The sequence below is a fragment of the Streptomyces sp. NPDC005494 genome (assembly GCF_042872025.1).
Taxonomy (GTDB): domain Bacteria; phylum Actinomycetota; class Actinomycetes; order Streptomycetales; family Streptomycetaceae; genus Streptomyces.
Genome location: NZ_JBIAJR010000001.1, coordinates 420,765 through 436,203, shown reverse-complemented (window position 1 = coordinate 436,203; position 15,439 = coordinate 420,765). Strand labels below are relative to the sequence as shown.

The following is a 15,439-nucleotide window of genomic DNA, read 5'->3' as shown; positions in this document are numbered from 1 at the left end:
GGCCGACCGGGCCCGGCGCATCGTAGACGCCGCCGCAATGTGCCGGGAATGAGCCTACGCGCGCCCATGCGTCCGGTTGACGGGGGCGGGCCGTCCAGGTGCCGGGCGCGTGAACGGGACGGGTCCTCAGCCCAGTGACAGGGCCACCAGGGCCGCCGTCGCCGCTGTCTCCTCCAGTGCCCCGAAAACGTCACCCGTCACCCCGCCGAAGCGGCGCACGCAGTGACCCAGCATCAGCTGCGCCGCCACGAGGCCGGCCGAAACGGCGAGGGCGTGGTGAAGAGCGGCACCGTATCCGCCGAGCAGTGCGCCCGCACCCGCGCAGCACAGGACGACCGCGCAGCAGACGGCCAGCGCGCGCAGGGGCGGCACGGTACCGGCGACGGCCGCGCCGAGGCCTTCCGGCCGGGCGGGCGGGACATCCCGCCGCGAGGCCAGCGTGAGCGCGAGCCGGGCCGTGACGGCGGCGGCGACCGTGCCCAGCGCCCCGTCGGCCCAGCCCCGGCCGTAGAGCTCGAACAGCGCCGCGACCTGGGCGAGCAGGACGAGGACCAGGGTGATCACACCGAACGGCCCGATGTCCGACTGCTTCATGATCCGCAGCGCGTCCTCGGCCGGCTTCGCGCTGCCGAGCCCGTCGGCGGTGTCGGCGAGCCCGTCCAGGTGCAGCCCTCGTGTCAGCGCGGCGGGAAGCGCGGCGGAGGCGACCGCCGCCGTCAGCGGACCCGACCCGCCGAGCAGGAGCAGCACCCCCGGCACGGCGGCGAGCAGACCCACGGCCAGCCCGGCGAGCGGGGCGCACAGCATGCCCGCGCGCGCCGCGCCGCGGTCCCAGCGGGAGACGCGGACGGGCAGCGCCGTCAGGGTGCCGAAGGCGAAACGTATGCCGTGGAGGTTCAGGGAGGTCACGGCGCGCAGGCTAACCGGTGCGCGCACACGCTAGATTGTGCAAAGTGGCCCAAAAGCCTCATGTGATGACAGTCGGGCGGAGGTGGCATGGGTCACTGGTTCCAGAACAACATCGTCGAGCCGGGCAAGCTCCCGCTGCTGATCGCCCTGAGCGCCTTCGTGCTGACCTTCGCCATCACCCGGATGATCACCCGGCTGATCAGGGCCGGGAAGGGGCCGTTCCGCAACATCACGCCCGGCGGAGTGCACGTGCACCACGTGGTGCCGGGCGTGGTGCTCACGGTCGTCGGCGGCTTCGGGGCGGTCGCCAGCGGTCAGCGTGGGGTCGCCGCCTCGACCTTCGCCGTGGTCTTCGGCGTCGGGGCCGGCCTCGTACTCGACGAGTTCGCCCTGATCCTGCACCTCGACGACGTGTACTGGACGGAGGAGGGCCGTCAGAGCGTGGAGGTCGTGGTCCTCACGGCCTCGCTCGTCCTGCTGGTGCTCGGCGGCTTCTCGCCGTTCGGCGTGGACGAGCTGAGCGGCGAGCAGCAGCAGAACCGGCTGACGGTCATCCTGACCTACGTCCTCAACTTCGCCTTCGTGCTGATCGCCCTGTTCAAGGGCAAGGCCCGGATGGCTGTGATCGGCACCCTCGTCCCGTTCGTCGCGCTGGTGGGGGCGCTCCGGCTGGCCCGGCCCGCCTCGCTGTGGGCGAAGCGCTTCTACCGCCGCCGCCACCGCGCCCGCGCCAGGGCGGTGCTGAGGGCCTATCACCACGACGTGCGCTGGGCGGGCCCGCGACGCCGCTTCCAGGACCTCATCGGCGGGGCACCGGACCGCACCCCGCTGCCGGGCCCCCGCCCCGGCAGCGGCCCCTGAGCGTCAGGCGGTGGGGTCCGCGGGGCGGCCGTCCCCGGCAGGCTCCCGCGAGGGCGCCTCGGTGTGCTCGCCCTCCGCCTCGCCCTCCGCGTCGTCTTCCGTGTCGTCCTCGACGGCGGGCTCCCGCGGACGCTCGGGCAGCTCCGCCGCCAGCGCCGCGGCGGCCTGGACGAGGGGCAGCGCCAGCAGGGCCCCGCTGCCCTCGCCCACGGTCACACCGTGGTCGAGCAGGGGGGTGAGCGCCATCCTGTCCAGGGCCTTGAGCTGCGCGGGCTCCCCGCTCAGCTGCCCCGCGAGCCACCAGTCCGGCGCCCGGAACGCCGCCCGCTGGGCCACCAGCGCGCAGGCCGCCGAGACCACTCCGTCCAGCACCACGGGCATCCGGCGCACCGCGCTCTGCAGCAGGAACCCCGTCATGGCGGCCAGATCGGCGCCGCCGACCGTCGCCAGCAGCTCCAGCTGGTCACCGAGGACCGGCCGGGCGCGGCGCAGCGAGTCCCGGATCGCCGCGCACTTGCGCATCCACGCCAGATCGTCGATGCCGGCGCCGCCGCGCCCGGTCACCACCGAGGCGTCCGTGCCGCACAGGGCCGCGATCAGGGTCGAGGCCGCCGTCGTACCGCCGACGCTCAGATCGCCCAGCACCACGAGATCGGTGCCGGAGTCGGCCTCCTCGTCGGCGACGCGGATCCCGAGAAGCACGGCCTGCTCGGCCTCCTCAGCCGTCAGAGCGTCCTCGACGTCGATCCGCCCGCTGCCGCGCCGCACCCGGTGGCGTACGACCGCCTCGGGCAGCAGCGCCGGATCGCAGTCCAGACCGGCGTCGACGACCCGCACCGGGACGGAGAAGCGCCGGGCCAGCACGGCGACGGGACTCGCCCCGTCCAGCACCCCCCGTACGAGCTCGTGCGCGGAGCCGGCGGCCCGGCCGGACACCCCCAGCTCCGCCACCCCGTGGTCGCCTGCGAACAGCACCACGCGCGGCCGGTCGACCGGCTTGACGGGTACCGCTTGCTGAGCGGCCGACAGCCACTCACCCAGCTCGTCGAGGCGGCCGAGAGCCCCGCCGGGAACGGCCAGCCGCTCCCGGCGTTCCTCGGCGTCACGCCGTACACCCCCGTCGGGGCGCTCGATCAGGTCGGAGAAGTCGTCCAGATTCACGGGGATCTGCCTCGCGGGTCGTCACAGGTGGGCCGGAACCCGCCCGGGGGCTCCTGTGCGGAACAGTACCCGGCACTTCTTTCCGCATCCCGGCTCGCACCCGCCCGGCGACCAGCCCCGCATCCCGGCTCGCCCCCGCCCGGCGATCAGCCCCGCGTCCCCCGCCCGTACCCGCCCGGCGCTCAGCCGCGCAGCACCAGCGCCTGTCCCGCCACCACGAGCAGCACGTGCTCGCACTCGGCGGCGAACGCCGCGTTCAGACGGCCCAGTTCGTCCCGGAAGCGCCGCCCTGAAGCCGTCGCGGGGACCACGCCCGAGCCGGTCTCGTTGGTCACGGCGACGACCGTACGGCGTGTGCCGCGCACCGCGCGGACCAGCTCGGCGACCCGTTCGCGGAGCTTCTCCTCCCCGCCGCCGGCCCAGCGCTCGTCGTCCCACGCGCCGGCCCGGTCCATCGCGTCGGTCAGCCACAGCGACAGACAGTCGATCAGGAGCGGCGGGCCGTCCTCCTCCAGCAGACCCGTCAGCTCGCACGTCTCCTCGGTGCGCCAGGCGGCGGGCCTGCGGTCCCGGTGCAGCCCGATCCGGGCCTCCCACTCCGCGTCCCCGTGGCGGCGGCCGCCCGTCGCCACGTACACCACCTCGGGAAAGGTCTCCAGGCGCTGTTCGGCCTCCACCGACTTCCCCGAGCGGGCGCCGCCCGTTACCAGCGTGCGCCGGGGCACCTCGGGCACGGCGTGGTAGGCGCCCACCGGCAGCGTCGTCCCGTCCGGCACCGCCCGCGCCCCGCCCGCGGCGAGGCGGCGGTCCAGTTCGGCGCCGGGCGGCGCGTCATGGTCCAGGTGCACGGCGACGATCTCGGTGGCCGCCCCGACGGCGTCCACCGCCCGCAGCCGGGCCACCGCGTCCGGCCGCGCGATCACGTCGCACACGACCATGTCGTACGGCTCCGCGACGGGGGCGGCCAGACCGGCGGGGGAGGCCCCGGGCGGCAGGTAGAGCAGGCGCTCACCGTCCGCTGACGTCACCTCGTAGCCCGTGCCCGGGGCGTCCATCGCCAGGGCCCGCACCCGGTGACCGGTGATCAGAGTCAGCTCCTGGCCGTCCGGGATCCGTCCCGCCGGCGGCAGCGAGGCGGGCAGCTCCATCGCGGGGCCGTCGTGAGGGTGGGTCAGCAGCACCTGGCGTACGGCGGCGAGCGAGCGGCCCGCCCGGGCGGCGGCGAACACGGCGCCCGGGGTGAGGTCGAGCAGCAGCGCGTCGTCGACGAGCAGCGCGGTCGCCGCGCGCGCCCGCGCACCACGGGAGGACGCGCAGACGGCGCAAGGGCAGTCGGGCCGCGGCAGCCCGTCGGGGGCGCCTGTGCCGAGCAGAGTCAGTTCCACGCTCTGATCCTCCCGTGTCCATGAACCACCTGCGCGGCCGGGACACCCACTAGTCTTCGGGGAGCAACGTGACCCAGGAGGCGGACATGGCGTGGACGTGGCGGTTCGAGAAGTCCGACGGTACGGAGACGGAGCCGGCGCTGCAGCCGGAGGAGTTCACGACCCAGGGCGACGCGGAGTCCTGGATCGGTGAGTTCTGGAAGGAGCTCCTGGAAGGCGGCGCCGACCAGGTGACCCTCTTCGAGGACACGACGAAGATCTACGGGCCGATGAGCCTCCAGGCCGACTGAGGCCTCCCGGCCCGCCCGCGCCCCCGCGTCCGGGCGGGCCACGGCCCGTCGGCCGTCCCGCCCCTGACCGGCGCTCAGATCTCGCCCAGGGTGACGTCGGCCGTCCTCGCCGAGCCCCCTCGTGTGTACGTCACCGTGACCTTCTCGCCCGGCTCGGCGCCCGCCAGGGCCTCCGAGAGCGACGTGATCGTCGTGATCCGGTCGTCGTCGACCTTCGTGACGACGTCCCCGACGCGCAGACCCGCCTTCTGCGCGGCCCCGCCGTCCTGGACGCTGACGATCGCGACGCCGGCCGGCTGGTAGTCGTCGTCCACCACGGTGCGGCCCGTGATGTTCAGGGCCGCCCGGCCCGAGTCCGTGACCTTCCCGGACCTGATGATCTGGTCGGCGACCGTCCGCACCATCGAGACCGGGATGGCGAACCCGATGCCGGGGGCCGCGCTGCCGCCCAGCTGCGGGTCGGTCGCCGCGAGGGTCGGGATGCCGATCACCTCGCTGTCGAGGTTCACCAGGGCGCCGCCGCTGTTTCCCGGGTTGATGGCCGCCGAGGTCTGCACCATGTCGACGAGCGTCGCCCCGGTGCCACCGCCCGAGCCGCTCTCGCTGACGGTCCGGCCCACGGCCGACACGATGCCCTGGGTGACGCTGCTGGACAGGCCTAGCGGTGAGCCCATCGCCAGGACGATCTGACCGACCTCGACCTCGTCGGTGTCGCCGAACTTCGCGGCCCGCAGCCCCTCGGGGACGTCGTCGAGTCTGATGACGGCGAGGTCCTGCTCCGGATAGCTGGAGACCAGGGACGCCTTGAGCACCTGCTCACCGGTGGCGACACTGACGTCGAAACTCTTCTCGTCGCCCACCACATGCGCGTTGGTGACGACATGGCCCCTGCCGTCGTAGACGATGCCCGACCCGAGCCCGTCCCCCGCGCCGACCTGGACCACGGAGGGCAGCACGTCCCGGATGACGTTCTGGTACTGCTCCTCCAGATCGCCCGCCGCCCGGGACACCACTTCCTGGCGGGCCGGGGCGGCCGTGGGGGCGGAGGGCGGTCCCGCGCAGCCGACCGCCAGGGCGATCAGGCAGACACCGGCGGCCGGCGGCGTGAGCGAGCGGCGAACCCGGCTGCGGGAAGGGGATGCGTCCATGCCCGGAGTATCGCCAGGACCCGCCCCGACGGCCTGCCCTGGTGGGCCGATCAGGCGTACGGTCCTGGCCGTGTCAGCCGCGTACCCCGCACAGGTGCAGCAGCGCGGCGATCCCGCGGTACGGGTCCGTCCGGCCCGCCCGGTCCTCCGCGGCGAAGATCTTCGCCAGCTCCTCGGGGCCGGGCAGCTCCGCGTCGTTGCTCACGTTGTCCGTGAAGACCCGCACGCCGTACCAGGCGTGCAGCGGGGCTGCGATCCCGGCGAGCGTGGACCGCAGCGCGTCGAGCCGGTCCGCACGGACGGAGAGGCCGAGCCTGTTCGTGTACGTGTCCGTCTCGAACGCGGCGAGGGCCGCGCCGAAGTCGCCGGCCGTCCCGGGCCGCATGGCCAGCGCGTCCGCGTTCCGCACGAGCAGCGAGAGCAGGCCGCCGGGCGCCAGCATCCTGGCCAGGCCGGCCAGCATCGGATCCGGCTCGGGCACATACATCAGCACGCCGTGGCAGAGCACCACGTCGAAGCTGCCGGGCAGGAAGTGCACCCCGGTGTCACGGCCGTCGCCCTCGATGAGCCGCACCCGCTCCCGGATGCCCTCGGGCTCGCCCGCGAGGGACTCCCGCGCGGTCCGGAGCATCTCGGCGTCGGACTCCAGGCCCGTCACGGAGTGCCCGGCCCGCGCCAGGCGCAGGGCCTGCGTGCCCTGGCCCATGCCGACGTCGAGCACCCGCAGCCGCTGCCCCACGGGGAAGCGCGCGGCTATCTGCTCGTCGAGCTGCCGGGCGACGAGCTCCTGGCGGACGGTGTTACGCAGTCCGCCGAGCCCACCCAGCCACTGGGCGGAAACCCCCGTGAAGCCGGAGGTCTCCGTGCTCAGGGCCGCTCTCCCCGCTTGACCTGCGGCTTGGGAAGACGCAGACGGCGCATCTGGAGCGTGCGCATCAGGCCGTAGGCCACCGCGCCGCGCTTGGGGGTGTCGGGGAAGCGCTGGGCCAGCTGCTTCCTGAGCCGGAGACCGAGGCCGATGGAGTCGACGACGATGAGCACGATCACGCCGAGCCAGAGCAGCAGCGAGATGTTCTGGATGTTCTGCACCTGGATCACGCTGAGGATCAGGATGATCACCGCGAGCGGCAGGAAGTACTCCGCGATGCAGAAGCGCGAGTCCACGAAGTCGCGGACGTAGCGCCGCACGGGGCCCTTGTCCCGCGCGGGCAGATAGCGCTCGTCGCCGGAGGCGAGCGCCTCCCGCTGACGGGCCATGTCCGCCCGGCGGGCTTCGCGCTGGCGCCGCGCGGCCTCCTTGCGGTCGGTCGGCGCGCCACTGGAGGCACGCCGGCGCTGCGTCTGGGCGTCGCTGCGCTTGGGGGTGGGGCGACCCTTGGGAGCCTGAGGGTCGCGGGGCGTCTTGGAGAGGTCCGCCGTCACCTTGCCGGTGGGGGCCTTCTCTTCCTTGGAGCGGCTACGGAACACAAAACCCAAGGGTACGGGGTCGGTCGCGGCAACCGAGGACCGGCCGGGAACGATCCGGCAACGGCCCGCGTCCTGAAAAGTGTCCCGACAGGGGCAGAACGGACGTCGCCCCGGCTTTCCCCGAGGTTCGTCTACTCCTTGCGCGGGAGTGGTCGCGGGCGGCAGTCGTCCTTGGGTAGGAGCACATCCGTGCTCGAACAGTGCGGTAATGGAGACAGGGCCCGTACTGTGGGTTCTGTTGGAGTGCTGGAGCTCAGTCCGTCAGAAGGGGGCGCGCGAAGCCCATGAGCGGTGTCATGAAGCGTATGGGAATGATCTTCCGCGCGAAGGCAAACAAGGCCCTTGACCGGGCCGAGGATCCGCGCGAGACCCTCGATTACTCGTACCAGAAGCAGCTCGAACTGCTCCAGAAGGTACGGCGCGGTGTCGCCGACGTGGCGACCTCGCGCAAGCGGCTCGAGCTGCAGCTGAACCAGCTGCAGGGCCAGTCGTCCAAGCTGGAGGACCAGGGCCGCAAGGCACTCGCGCTCGGCCGCGAGGACCTGGCCCGCGAGGCGCTGTCCAGGCGCGCCGCCCTGCAGCAGCAGGTCAGCGACCTGGAGACGCAGCACCGGACGCTGCAGGGCGAGGAGGAGAAGCTCACCCTCGCGGCCCAGCGCCTGCAGGCCAAGGTCGACGCCTTCCGCACGAAGAAGGAGACCATCAAGGCCACCTACACCGCGGCCCAGGCCCAGACCCGGATCGGTGAGGCTTTCTCCGGCATCTCCGAGGAGATGGGCGACGTCGGCCTCGCGATCCAGCGGGCCGAGGACAAGACCCAGCAGCTCCAGGCACGCGCGGGAGCCATCGACGAACTGCTGGCCTCCGGAGCCCTGGACGACCCGTCCGGCACGGCCAAGGACGACATCGCCGCCGAGCTGGACCGGATCTCCGGTGGTACGGATGTGGAACTGGAACTGCAGCGGATGAAGGCGGAGCTGGCAGGAGGTTCCGCCGGGCAGCAGCAGGCCATCGAGGGCGGTGCGCAGGACGCTGCACCGCAGTCGCAGCAGTCCCCGCACAAGTTCGACAAGCAGTGAGGACGGCGTCATGATCGTACGGATCATGGGGGAGGGCCAGGTCAGCCTGGCCGAGAGCCATGTGGCCGAGCTCGACGAGCTGGACGACATACTCCTCGCGGAGATGGAGAGCGGTGACGGGCCCGGCTTCCGCACCACGCTCCACGCGCTCCTGGACAAGGTGCGCGAGCTCGGCTCCCCGCTCCCGGACGACTCCCTGGAGCCCTCCGAGCTGATCCTTCCGGCACCCGACGCCACCCTCGAAGACGTGCGCTCCATGCTCCGCGACGGCGGGCTGATCCCCGGCTGACGGGCCTGCCCGTTCCGCACTCCTCGTGGTGCCCCGCCCCGGCTCCGGCCGGCGCGGGGCACCACGCTGTGCACCCCCTCCGTGACGGCCCCGCACATCGCCAGGACCCGGCCGTCGAGGGCACGCCGTACCGTTGTCCGACGTGACCACCCTCGGAACCGGGTTCGTGCGTGCCCGCCGCTGGCTGCGCGGCCACCCCCTCGCCTTCGACGCGTGGCTCGCCGCCGCCGTGCTCGCCTGCATGATCTGCGCGTCCTTCGCCGAGCAGAACCCGGGCCGCGGACCCGTCTTCGGCACCCGGACCCCCGAACCGTCGAGCGTGCTCCTGATGGTGCTCGCCGCAGGGGCGCTCGTCATGCGCCGGCGCAGGCCCGTGACGGTGCTCGCCGTGACCGGCCTGCTGTCGACCGCCGAATTCCTCCTGATGGACCCGCCCGCCCCCGTCGTGATGAGCACGGTCATCGCGCTCTACACCATCGCGGCCGGCACCGACCGCCCCACCACCTGGCGCGCCGGTCTGCTGACGATGGGGGTGCTGACCGTGACCGCCATGGTGGCCGGAGCCAGCCCCTGGTACAGCCAGGAGAACCTCGGGGTCCTCGCCTGGACGGGCCTGGCCGGAGCGGCGGGGGACGCGGTGCGCAGCAGGAGGGCGTTCATCGACGCGATCAGGGAACGGGCCGAGCGCGCGGAGCGCACCCGCGACGAGGAGGCGCGCCGCAGGGTCGCCGAGGAACGGCTGCGGATCGCCCGGGACCTGCACGACGTCGTGGCCCACCACATCGCCCTGGTGAACGTCCAGGCCGGAGTCGCCGCGCACGTCATGGACAAGCGCCCCGACCAGGCCAAGGAGGCACTCGCCCACGTACGGGAGGCCAGCCGCTCGGCGCTGAACGAACTGCGGGCCACGGTCGGCCTGCTGCGCCAGTCCGGCGACCCGGAGGCGCCGACCGAACCCGCGCCCGGGCTCGCCCTCCTGGACGCGCTGGTGGAGACGTTCCGCAACGCCGGTCTGCCCGTCGAGGTGGCCTGCACCGACCGGGACAGCCCGCTCCCGGCCGCGGCCGACCTCGCGGCCTACCGGATCATCCAGGAGGCCCTGACCAACGTACGCAAGCACGCGGGCCCCGGCGCCAAGGCCGAGGTGAGCGTCGTACGCGTCGGGGGGACCGCCGAGATCACCGTCCTGGACAGCGGCGGGGGCGCGGTCCCCGCCCCAGGAGCGGACGACGGCGGCGGCCACGGCCTGATCGGCATGCGCGAGCGCGTCACCGCGCTCGGCGGCACGCTCACGGCGGGACCCCGTTACGGGGGCGGCTTCCGGGTCCATGCGATCCTGCCGGTCACCGCCCGCGCAGGCGCGCCGGAAGGGCCGGGCACGGCGGGGAGGACGGGGGGATGCGCATGACGCCCATCAAGGTGCTGCTCGCGGACGACCAGGCACTGCTGCGCAGCGCGTTCCGCGTCCTGGTCGACTCCGAGCCCGACATGCGGGTCGTCGGCGAGGCCGCGGACGGGGCACAGGCCGTGGCGCTGGCCCGTTCGACGCGGGCCGACGTCGTCCTGATGGACATCCGGATGCCGGGCACCGACGGACTCGCCGCGACCCGGACGATCAGCGCGGACCCGGACCTCGCGGGCGTACGGATCGTCATGCTGACCACCTTCGAGGTCGACGAGTACGTGGTGCAGGCGCTGCGCGCCGGCGCCTCCGGCTTCCTCGGCAAGGGGGCCGAGCCGGAGGAACTGCTCAACGCCATCCGCATCGCCGCCGCCGGAGAGGCGCTGCTCTCCCCGGCGGCCACCAAGGGCCTGATCACCAACTTCCTCGCGCAGGGCGGGGGTGCGGGCGAGGGCCGGGACTCCGCCGAGTACTCCGCGCGCCTGGCGGCGCTCACGGGGCGCGAGCGCGAGGTGCTGGTGCTGGTCGCGGGCGGTCATTCCAACGACCAGATCGCCGACCGGCTCGCCGTCAGTCCCCTCACCGTGAAGACCCATGTGAACAGGGCCATGGCGAAGCTCGGAGCACGGGACCGGGCGCAATTGGTGGTCATCGCGTACGAATCGGGCCTGGTTCGTCCCAGGGTGGAGTGACGGGTGGAGTTCCGGCTACTCCAGCTGCGGTATGCGCGGAACGAGAAAGCAACCCGCGGGCCGACGAATTCGCTCGAGGGATCGGCGAACGTATAGGTGGGCGGGCTGTGTCCCCGCGTCCACATGTGTCGCCGTCGTGACCATGTGCGTCGCCGAACAGCCGCCCACCTGCCGCGTACGCCACAGAAGAGAGACCCACCCATGTCCTGGCTGTCCAGATTCAGCCTCGCGCAACGGGCCCTGATCGGGCTGATCTCGATCGTCGCGCTCGTGTTCGGCGCGATCGCGATCCCGCAGCTCAAGCAGCAGTTGCTGCCCACCATCGAGCTCCCGATGGTGTCGGTGCTGGCGCCCTACCAGGGCGCGTCTCCCGACGTGGTCGAGAAGCAGGTCGTCGAACCCCTCGAGAACAGCATCAAGGCGGTCGACGGCGTCGAGGGCATCACCTCGACCGCCAGCGAGGGCAACGCCGTCATCATGGCGACCTTCGACTTCGGTGACGAAGGCACCAAGCAGCTCGTCGCCGACATCCAGCAGGCCGTGAACCGTGCCCGCATCCAGCTGCCCGACGACGTGGACCCGCAGGTCATCGCCGGTTCCACGGACGACATCCCGACCGTCGTCCTCGCCGTCACCTCCGACAAGGACCAGCAGGCGCTCGCCGACCAGCTGGACCGCACGGTCGTCCCTGCCATCGAGGACATCGACGGCGTCGGCCAGGTCACGGTGGACGGCGTCCAGGACCTCCAGGTCGCCGTCGTCCCGGACGACAAGAAGCTCGCCGCGGCGGGTCTGAACGCCGCCTCGCTGGCCCAGGCCCTCCAGGCGGGAGGCGCCACCGTCCCGGCCGGCTCCTTCGCCGAGTCGGGCAAGAGCCGCACCATCCAGGTCGGCGGCTCGTTCACCTCGCTCGAGGAGATCGAGGACCTCAAGGTCTCCGCGCAGAACCCGGCGACGGGTGAGAGCGGGAAGCCGGTCCGTGTCGGTGACGTCGCCACGGTGAAGCAGGAGCCCGCCACCGCCGCCTCCATCACCCGCACGAACGGCAAGCCGAGCCTCGCCGTCATGGCGACGATGGACCAGGACGGCAGCGCCGTCGCCATCTCGGACGCCGTCCAGGACAAGCTTCCCGACCTGCGCAAGGACCTCGGCGCCGGTGCCGAGCTCACGGTCGTCTCGGACCAGGGGCCCGCCGTCTCCAAGGCGATCTCCGGCCTGACCACCGAAGGCGCGCTCGGCCTGCTCTTCGCGGTCGTCGTGATCCTGGTGTTCCTCGCCTCGATCCGCTCCACCCTGGTCACCGCGGTCTCCATCCCGCTCTCCGTGGTCCTGGCGCTGATCGTGCTCTGGACCCGTGACCTGTCGTTGAACATGCTCACGCTCGGCGCGCTGACCATCGCGATCGGCCGCGTCGTCGACGACTCCATCGTGGTCCTGGAGAACATCAAGCGGCACCTCGGTTACGGCGAGGAGCGCCACTCGGCGATCACCACCGCCGTCAAGGAGGTCGCCGGCGCGGTCACCTCGTCCACGCTCACCACCGTCGCGGTCTTCCTGCCCATCGGCCTGGTCGGCGGCATGGTCGGCCAGCTCTTCGGTTCGTTCTCCCTCACCGTCACGGCGGCGCTGCTGGCTTCGCTGCTGGTCTCGCTGACCGTCGTACCGGTCCTGTCGTACTGGTTCCTGCGGGCCCCCAAGGGCACCGACGGCGACCCGGACGCGGCACGCCGCAAGGCCGAGGAGAAGGAAGCCGCGAGCCGGCTCCAGCGCATCTACGTCCCGGTGCTGCGTTTCGCGACCCGGCGGCGTGTCACCAGCATCGTCATCGCCTTCGTGGTCCTGTTCGGCACCCTCGGCATGGCCCCCCTGCTCAAGACGAACTTCTTCGACCAGGGTGAGCAGGAGGTCCTCTCCGTCAAGCAGGAGCTGACTCCCGGCACGAGCCTGGAGGCGGCCGACGAGGCGGCGAAGAAGGTCGAGAAGGTCCTCGCGTCGGATTCCGGTGTCGAGGACTACCAGGTCACGGTCGGGTCCTCCGGCTTCATGGCCGCCTTCGGCGGCGGCACGGGTGCCAACCAGGCGTCCTACCAGATCACCCTGAAGGACTCGGCGGACTTCGACGCCACCCAGGAGCGGATCGACGAGGCCCTCGGCAAGCTCGACGGCATCGGCGACACCACGATCGCCGCGGGTGACGGTTTCGCCAGCCAGGACCTGAGCGTCGTGGTCAAGGCCGCCGACGCGGACGTCCTGAAGAAGGCGTCCGAGGCGGTGCGGGCCGAGGTGGCGAAGCTCGACGACGTCACCGACGTCCAGAGCGACCTCGCACAGAGCGTCCCGCGCATCTCGGTCAAGGCCACCGACAAGGCGGCCGACGCGGGATTCAACCAGGCCACGCTCGGCGCCGCGGTCGCCGGCGCGGTGCGCGGCACCCCGTCCGGCAAGGTGATCATGGACGACGCCGAGCGCGACGTCCTGGTGAAGTCGGCGCACCCGGCCACCACGATGGCGGAACTGAAGGCCCTGCCGCTCGGTCCCGTCACACTCGGCCGGATCGCCGACGTCGAGCTGGTCCCCGGCCCGGTCTCCATGACCCGGATCGACGGCCAGCGCGCGGCGACGATCACCGCCAAGCCGACCGGCGACAACACGGGCGCGGTCAGCACCTCGCTCCAGACGAAGATCGACGACCTGGACCTCCCGGAGGGCGCGACCGCGACCATCGGCGGCGTGTCGCAGGACCAGGACGACGCCTTCATGAAGCTGGGCCTGGCCATGCTGGCGGCCATCGCGATCGTCTTCATGCTGCTGGTGGCCACCTTCAGGTCGCTCATCCAGCCGCTGATCCTGCTGGTCTCCATCCCCTTCGCGGCGACCGGCGCCATCGGTCTCCTCGTCGCCACCGGAACCCCGATGGGCGTCCCGGCGATGATCGGCATGCTGATGCTGATCGGCATCGTGGTGACCAACGCGATCGTGCTCATCGACCTGATCAACCAGTACAGGTCGCAGGGCATGGGCGTCGTCGAGGCGGTCGTCGAGGGCGGACGTCACCGTCTGCGCCCGATCCTCATGACGGCACTGGCGACGATCTTCGCCCTCCTGCCGATGGCGCTCGGCGTCACCGGCGAAGGCGGCTTCATCTCCCAGCCGCTGGCGGTCGTGGTGATCGGCGGTCTGATCACCTCCACGCTGCTCACCCTGCTCCTGGTGCCCACGCTCTACGCGATGGTCGAGCTCCGCAAGGAGCGCCGCGCGGAGAAGAAAGCGGCCAAGCGCGAGGCGAAGTCCGGCGGCAACACCCCGGATGCGGCCCAGGAGCCCGCCTCCGAGGAGCCGGAGCCCGCGAAGGCCTGACCGGAGGCCCGCAGCAAACGGGAAGGCCCCGATGCCGTGCGACGGCATCGGGGCCTTCCCCTTTCGGCGGGGGGTCCGGGGCAGAGCCCCCGAGCAGCCCTACGGCAGCGCCAGCATCCGCTCGAGCGCCAGCTTCGCGAACTTCTCCGTCTCGGCGTCGACCTGGATCCGGTTGACCAGGTTGCCCTCGGCCAGCGACTCAAGGGTCCACACCAGGTGCGGCAGGTCGATCCGGTTCATCGTCGAGCAGAAGCAGACCGTCTTGTCGAGGAAGACGATCTCCTTGTCCTCCGCGGCGAAACGATTGGCCAGCCGCCGGACGAGGTTCAGCTCCGTACCGATCGCCCACTTGGAACCGGCCGGAGCCGCCTCCAGCGCCTTGATGATGTATTCCGTCGAACCCACGTAGTCCGCGGCGGCCACCACCTCGTGCTTGCACTCCGGGTGCACCAGCACGTTGACGCCCGGAATCCGCGCCCGGACGTCCTCGACGGACTCCACCGAGAAGCGCCCGTGCACCGAGCAGTGCCCGCGCCACAGGATCATCTTCGCGTCGCGCAGCTCCTGCGCGGTCAGCCCGCCGTTCGGCTTGTGCGGGTTGTAGAGGACGCAGTCCTCCAGGGACATCCCCATGTCCCGCACGGCTGTGTTCCGGCCCAGGTGCTGGTCGGGCAGGAAGAGGACCTTGTCGCCCTGCTCGAAGGCCCACTCCAGCGCCCGCTTCGCGTTGGACGAGGTGCAGATCGTGCCCCCGTGCCGGCCTGTGAAGGCCTTGATGTCCGCGGAGGAGTTCATGTACGAGACCGGCACGACCTGTTCGGCGACCCCGGCCTCCGTCAGCACGTCCCAGCACTCGGCGACCTGCTCCGCGGTGGCCATGTCGGCCATCGAGCAGCCCGCGGCCAGGTCGGGCAGGACGACCTTCTGGTCGTCGCCGGTCAGGATGTCCGCGGACTCCGCCATGAAGTGCACGCCACAGAAGACGATGTACTCCGCCTCGGGCCGTGCCGCCGCGTCCCGGGCGAGCTTGAAGGAGTCACCGGTGACGTCGGCGAACTGGATGACCTCGTCGCGCTGGTAGTGGTGGCCGAGCACGAAGACCTTGTCCCCGAGCTTCTCCTTGGCCGCGCGCGCCCGTGCCACCAGGTCCGGGTCGGACGGGGAGGGCAGGTCGCCGGGGCATTCGACCCCGCGCTCGCTCCGCGGGTCGGCCTCGCGGCCGAGCAGCAGAAGGGCGAGGGGCGTGGGCTGGACATCCAGGGGCTGGGCGGTGGTCACGACACGCACCCTTTCTTTTCTGCGAAACGCCTTTTCGTCTAATTGACGCTATCTATCATAACCGCTTCGTGTCAGCTTGACGATGCCGATAGCGTCGATGTGACGCATCCCCCGGCCGGGG

14 protein-coding genes are annotated in these 15,439 nt (G+C 72.0%); 7 read left to right on the top strand and 7 right to left on the bottom strand.

The features are described from left to right. Nucleotides 1-126: 126 nt before the first annotated feature. Nucleotides 127-909, bottom strand: coding sequence for an adenosylcobinamide-GDP ribazoletransferase (locus ACFYQ6_RS02000; protein WP_388759815.1), 783 nt, complete (start codon nt 907-909; stop codon nt 127-129). A gap of 87 nt (nt 910-996) precedes the next feature. Between ACFYQ6_RS02000 and ACFYQ6_RS01995 the strand changes: the two genes are divergently transcribed. Beyond that, nucleotides 997-1,770, top strand: a complete 774-nt coding sequence (locus ACFYQ6_RS01995; RefSeq protein ID WP_361570481.1) for a hypothetical protein — start codon at nt 997-999, stop codon at nt 1,768-1,770. Nucleotides 1,771-1,773: 3 nt separating this feature from the next. On the opposite strand, the gene cobT is transcribed toward ACFYQ6_RS01995, so the two are convergent. After that, nucleotides 1,774-2,931 (bottom strand): nicotinate-nucleotide--dimethylbenzimidazole phosphoribosyltransferase, encoded by a 1,158-nt coding sequence (gene cobT, locus ACFYQ6_RS01990; RefSeq protein WP_361570478.1) that lies wholly within the window; start codon nt 2,929-2,931, stop codon nt 1,774-1,776. Between the two features lie 182 nt (nt 2,932-3,113). Further along, nucleotides 3,114-4,316 (bottom strand): bifunctional adenosylcobinamide kinase/adenosylcobinamide-phosphate guanylyltransferase, encoded by a 1,203-nt coding sequence (locus tag ACFYQ6_RS01985; RefSeq protein ID WP_388759810.1) that lies wholly within the window; start codon nt 4,314-4,316, stop codon nt 3,114-3,116. Between the two features lie 86 nt (nt 4,317-4,402). On the opposite strand from ACFYQ6_RS01985, the gene ACFYQ6_RS01980 reads away from it, so the two are divergent. Beyond that, nucleotides 4,403-4,606, top strand: a complete 204-nt coding sequence (locus ACFYQ6_RS01980; protein ID WP_033300039.1) for a hypothetical protein — start codon at nt 4,403-4,405, stop codon at nt 4,604-4,606. 74 nt (nt 4,607-4,680) lie between these two features. Here the strand turns inward: ACFYQ6_RS01980 and ACFYQ6_RS01975 are convergent, their stop codons facing one another. The 3 genes from ACFYQ6_RS01975 to ACFYQ6_RS01965 all read right to left on the bottom strand — a co-directional run bounded on the left by ACFYQ6_RS01975 (nt 4,681) and on the right by ACFYQ6_RS01965 (nt 7,221). Then, on the bottom strand, nt 4,681-5,754 hold the full coding sequence (locus ACFYQ6_RS01975) for a S1C family serine protease (RefSeq protein ID WP_388759807.1): 1,074 nt from the start codon (nt 5,752-5,754) through the stop codon (nt 4,681-4,683). Between the two features lie 73 nt (nt 5,755-5,827). Beyond that, nucleotides 5,828-6,562 (bottom strand): methyltransferase domain-containing protein, encoded by a 735-nt coding sequence (locus ACFYQ6_RS01970; protein ID WP_361572327.1) that lies wholly within the window; start codon nt 6,560-6,562, stop codon nt 5,828-5,830. 59 nt (nt 6,563-6,621) lie between these two features. Beyond that, a complete protein-coding gene (locus tag ACFYQ6_RS01965) occupies nt 6,622-7,221 on the bottom strand; it encodes a DUF3043 domain-containing protein (RefSeq protein ID WP_356735834.1) in 600 nt (199 codons plus the stop codon). 296 nt (nt 7,222-7,517) lie between these two features. Between ACFYQ6_RS01965 and ACFYQ6_RS01960 the strand changes: the two genes are divergently transcribed. The 5 genes from ACFYQ6_RS01960 (at nt 7,518) to ACFYQ6_RS01940 (ending at nt 14,040) form a co-directional block, all read left to right on the top strand. Continuing rightward, complete coding sequence (locus tag ACFYQ6_RS01960) at nt 7,518-8,300, top strand: PspA/IM30 family protein (RefSeq protein ID WP_361570468.1); 783 nt, start codon at nt 7,518-7,520, stop codon at nt 8,298-8,300. A 10-nt stretch (nt 8,301-8,310) separates the two neighbouring features. Next, complete coding sequence (locus tag ACFYQ6_RS01955) at nt 8,311-8,589, top strand: hypothetical protein (protein ID WP_361570465.1); 279 nt, start codon at nt 8,311-8,313, stop codon at nt 8,587-8,589. Nucleotides 8,590-8,731: 142 nt separating this feature from the next. Beyond that, nucleotides 8,732-9,997, top strand: coding sequence for a histidine kinase (locus ACFYQ6_RS01950; RefSeq protein ID WP_361570462.1), 1,266 nt, complete (start codon nt 8,732-8,734; stop codon nt 9,995-9,997). Further along, entirely contained in the window at nt 9,994-10,683 is a 690-nt protein-coding gene (locus ACFYQ6_RS01945) for a response regulator transcription factor (protein ID WP_361572324.1), read from the top strand. Before ACFYQ6_RS01950 ends, ACFYQ6_RS01945 begins: the two co-directional genes overlap by 4 nt. A gap of 201 nt (nt 10,684-10,884) precedes the next feature. Continuing rightward, nucleotides 10,885-14,040, top strand: a complete 3,156-nt coding sequence (locus ACFYQ6_RS01940) for an efflux RND transporter permease subunit (protein WP_388759802.1) — start codon at nt 10,885-10,887, stop codon at nt 14,038-14,040. 99 nt (nt 14,041-14,139) lie between these two features. On the opposite strand, the gene nadA is transcribed toward ACFYQ6_RS01940, so the two are convergent. Then, nucleotides 14,140-15,327, bottom strand: coding sequence for a quinolinate synthase NadA (nadA, locus tag ACFYQ6_RS01935; protein WP_361570456.1), 1,188 nt, complete (start codon nt 15,325-15,327; stop codon nt 14,140-14,142). Nucleotides 15,328-15,439 lie beyond the last annotated feature (112 nt).

Excerpts from the sequence above, each read along its gene's own strand:
- ACFYQ6_RS01975 (WP_388759807.1), bottom strand. The coding sequence starts at position 5,754 with ATGGACGCATCCCCTTCCCGCAGCCGGGTTCGCCGCTCGCTCACGCCG.
- ACFYQ6_RS01960 (WP_361570468.1), top strand. The coding sequence starts at position 7,518 with ATGAAGCGTATGGGAATGATCTTCCGCGCGAAGGCAAACAAGGCCCTT.
- ACFYQ6_RS01945 (WP_361572324.1), top strand. The coding sequence starts at position 9,994 with ATGACGCCCATCAAGGTGCTGCTCGCGGACGACCAGGCACTGCTGCGC.
- ACFYQ6_RS01980 (WP_033300039.1), top strand. The coding sequence starts at position 4,403 with ATGGCGTGGACGTGGCGGTTCGAGAAGTCCGACGGTACGGAGACGGAG.
- ACFYQ6_RS01940 (WP_388759802.1), top strand. The coding sequence starts at position 10,885 with ATGTCCTGGCTGTCCAGATTCAGCCTCGCGCAACGGGCCCTGATCGGG.
- ACFYQ6_RS01955 (WP_361570465.1), top strand. The coding sequence starts at position 8,311 with ATGATCGTACGGATCATGGGGGAGGGCCAGGTCAGCCTGGCCGAGAGC.
- ACFYQ6_RS01995 (WP_361570481.1), top strand. The coding sequence starts at position 997 with ATGGGTCACTGGTTCCAGAACAACATCGTCGAGCCGGGCAAGCTCCCG.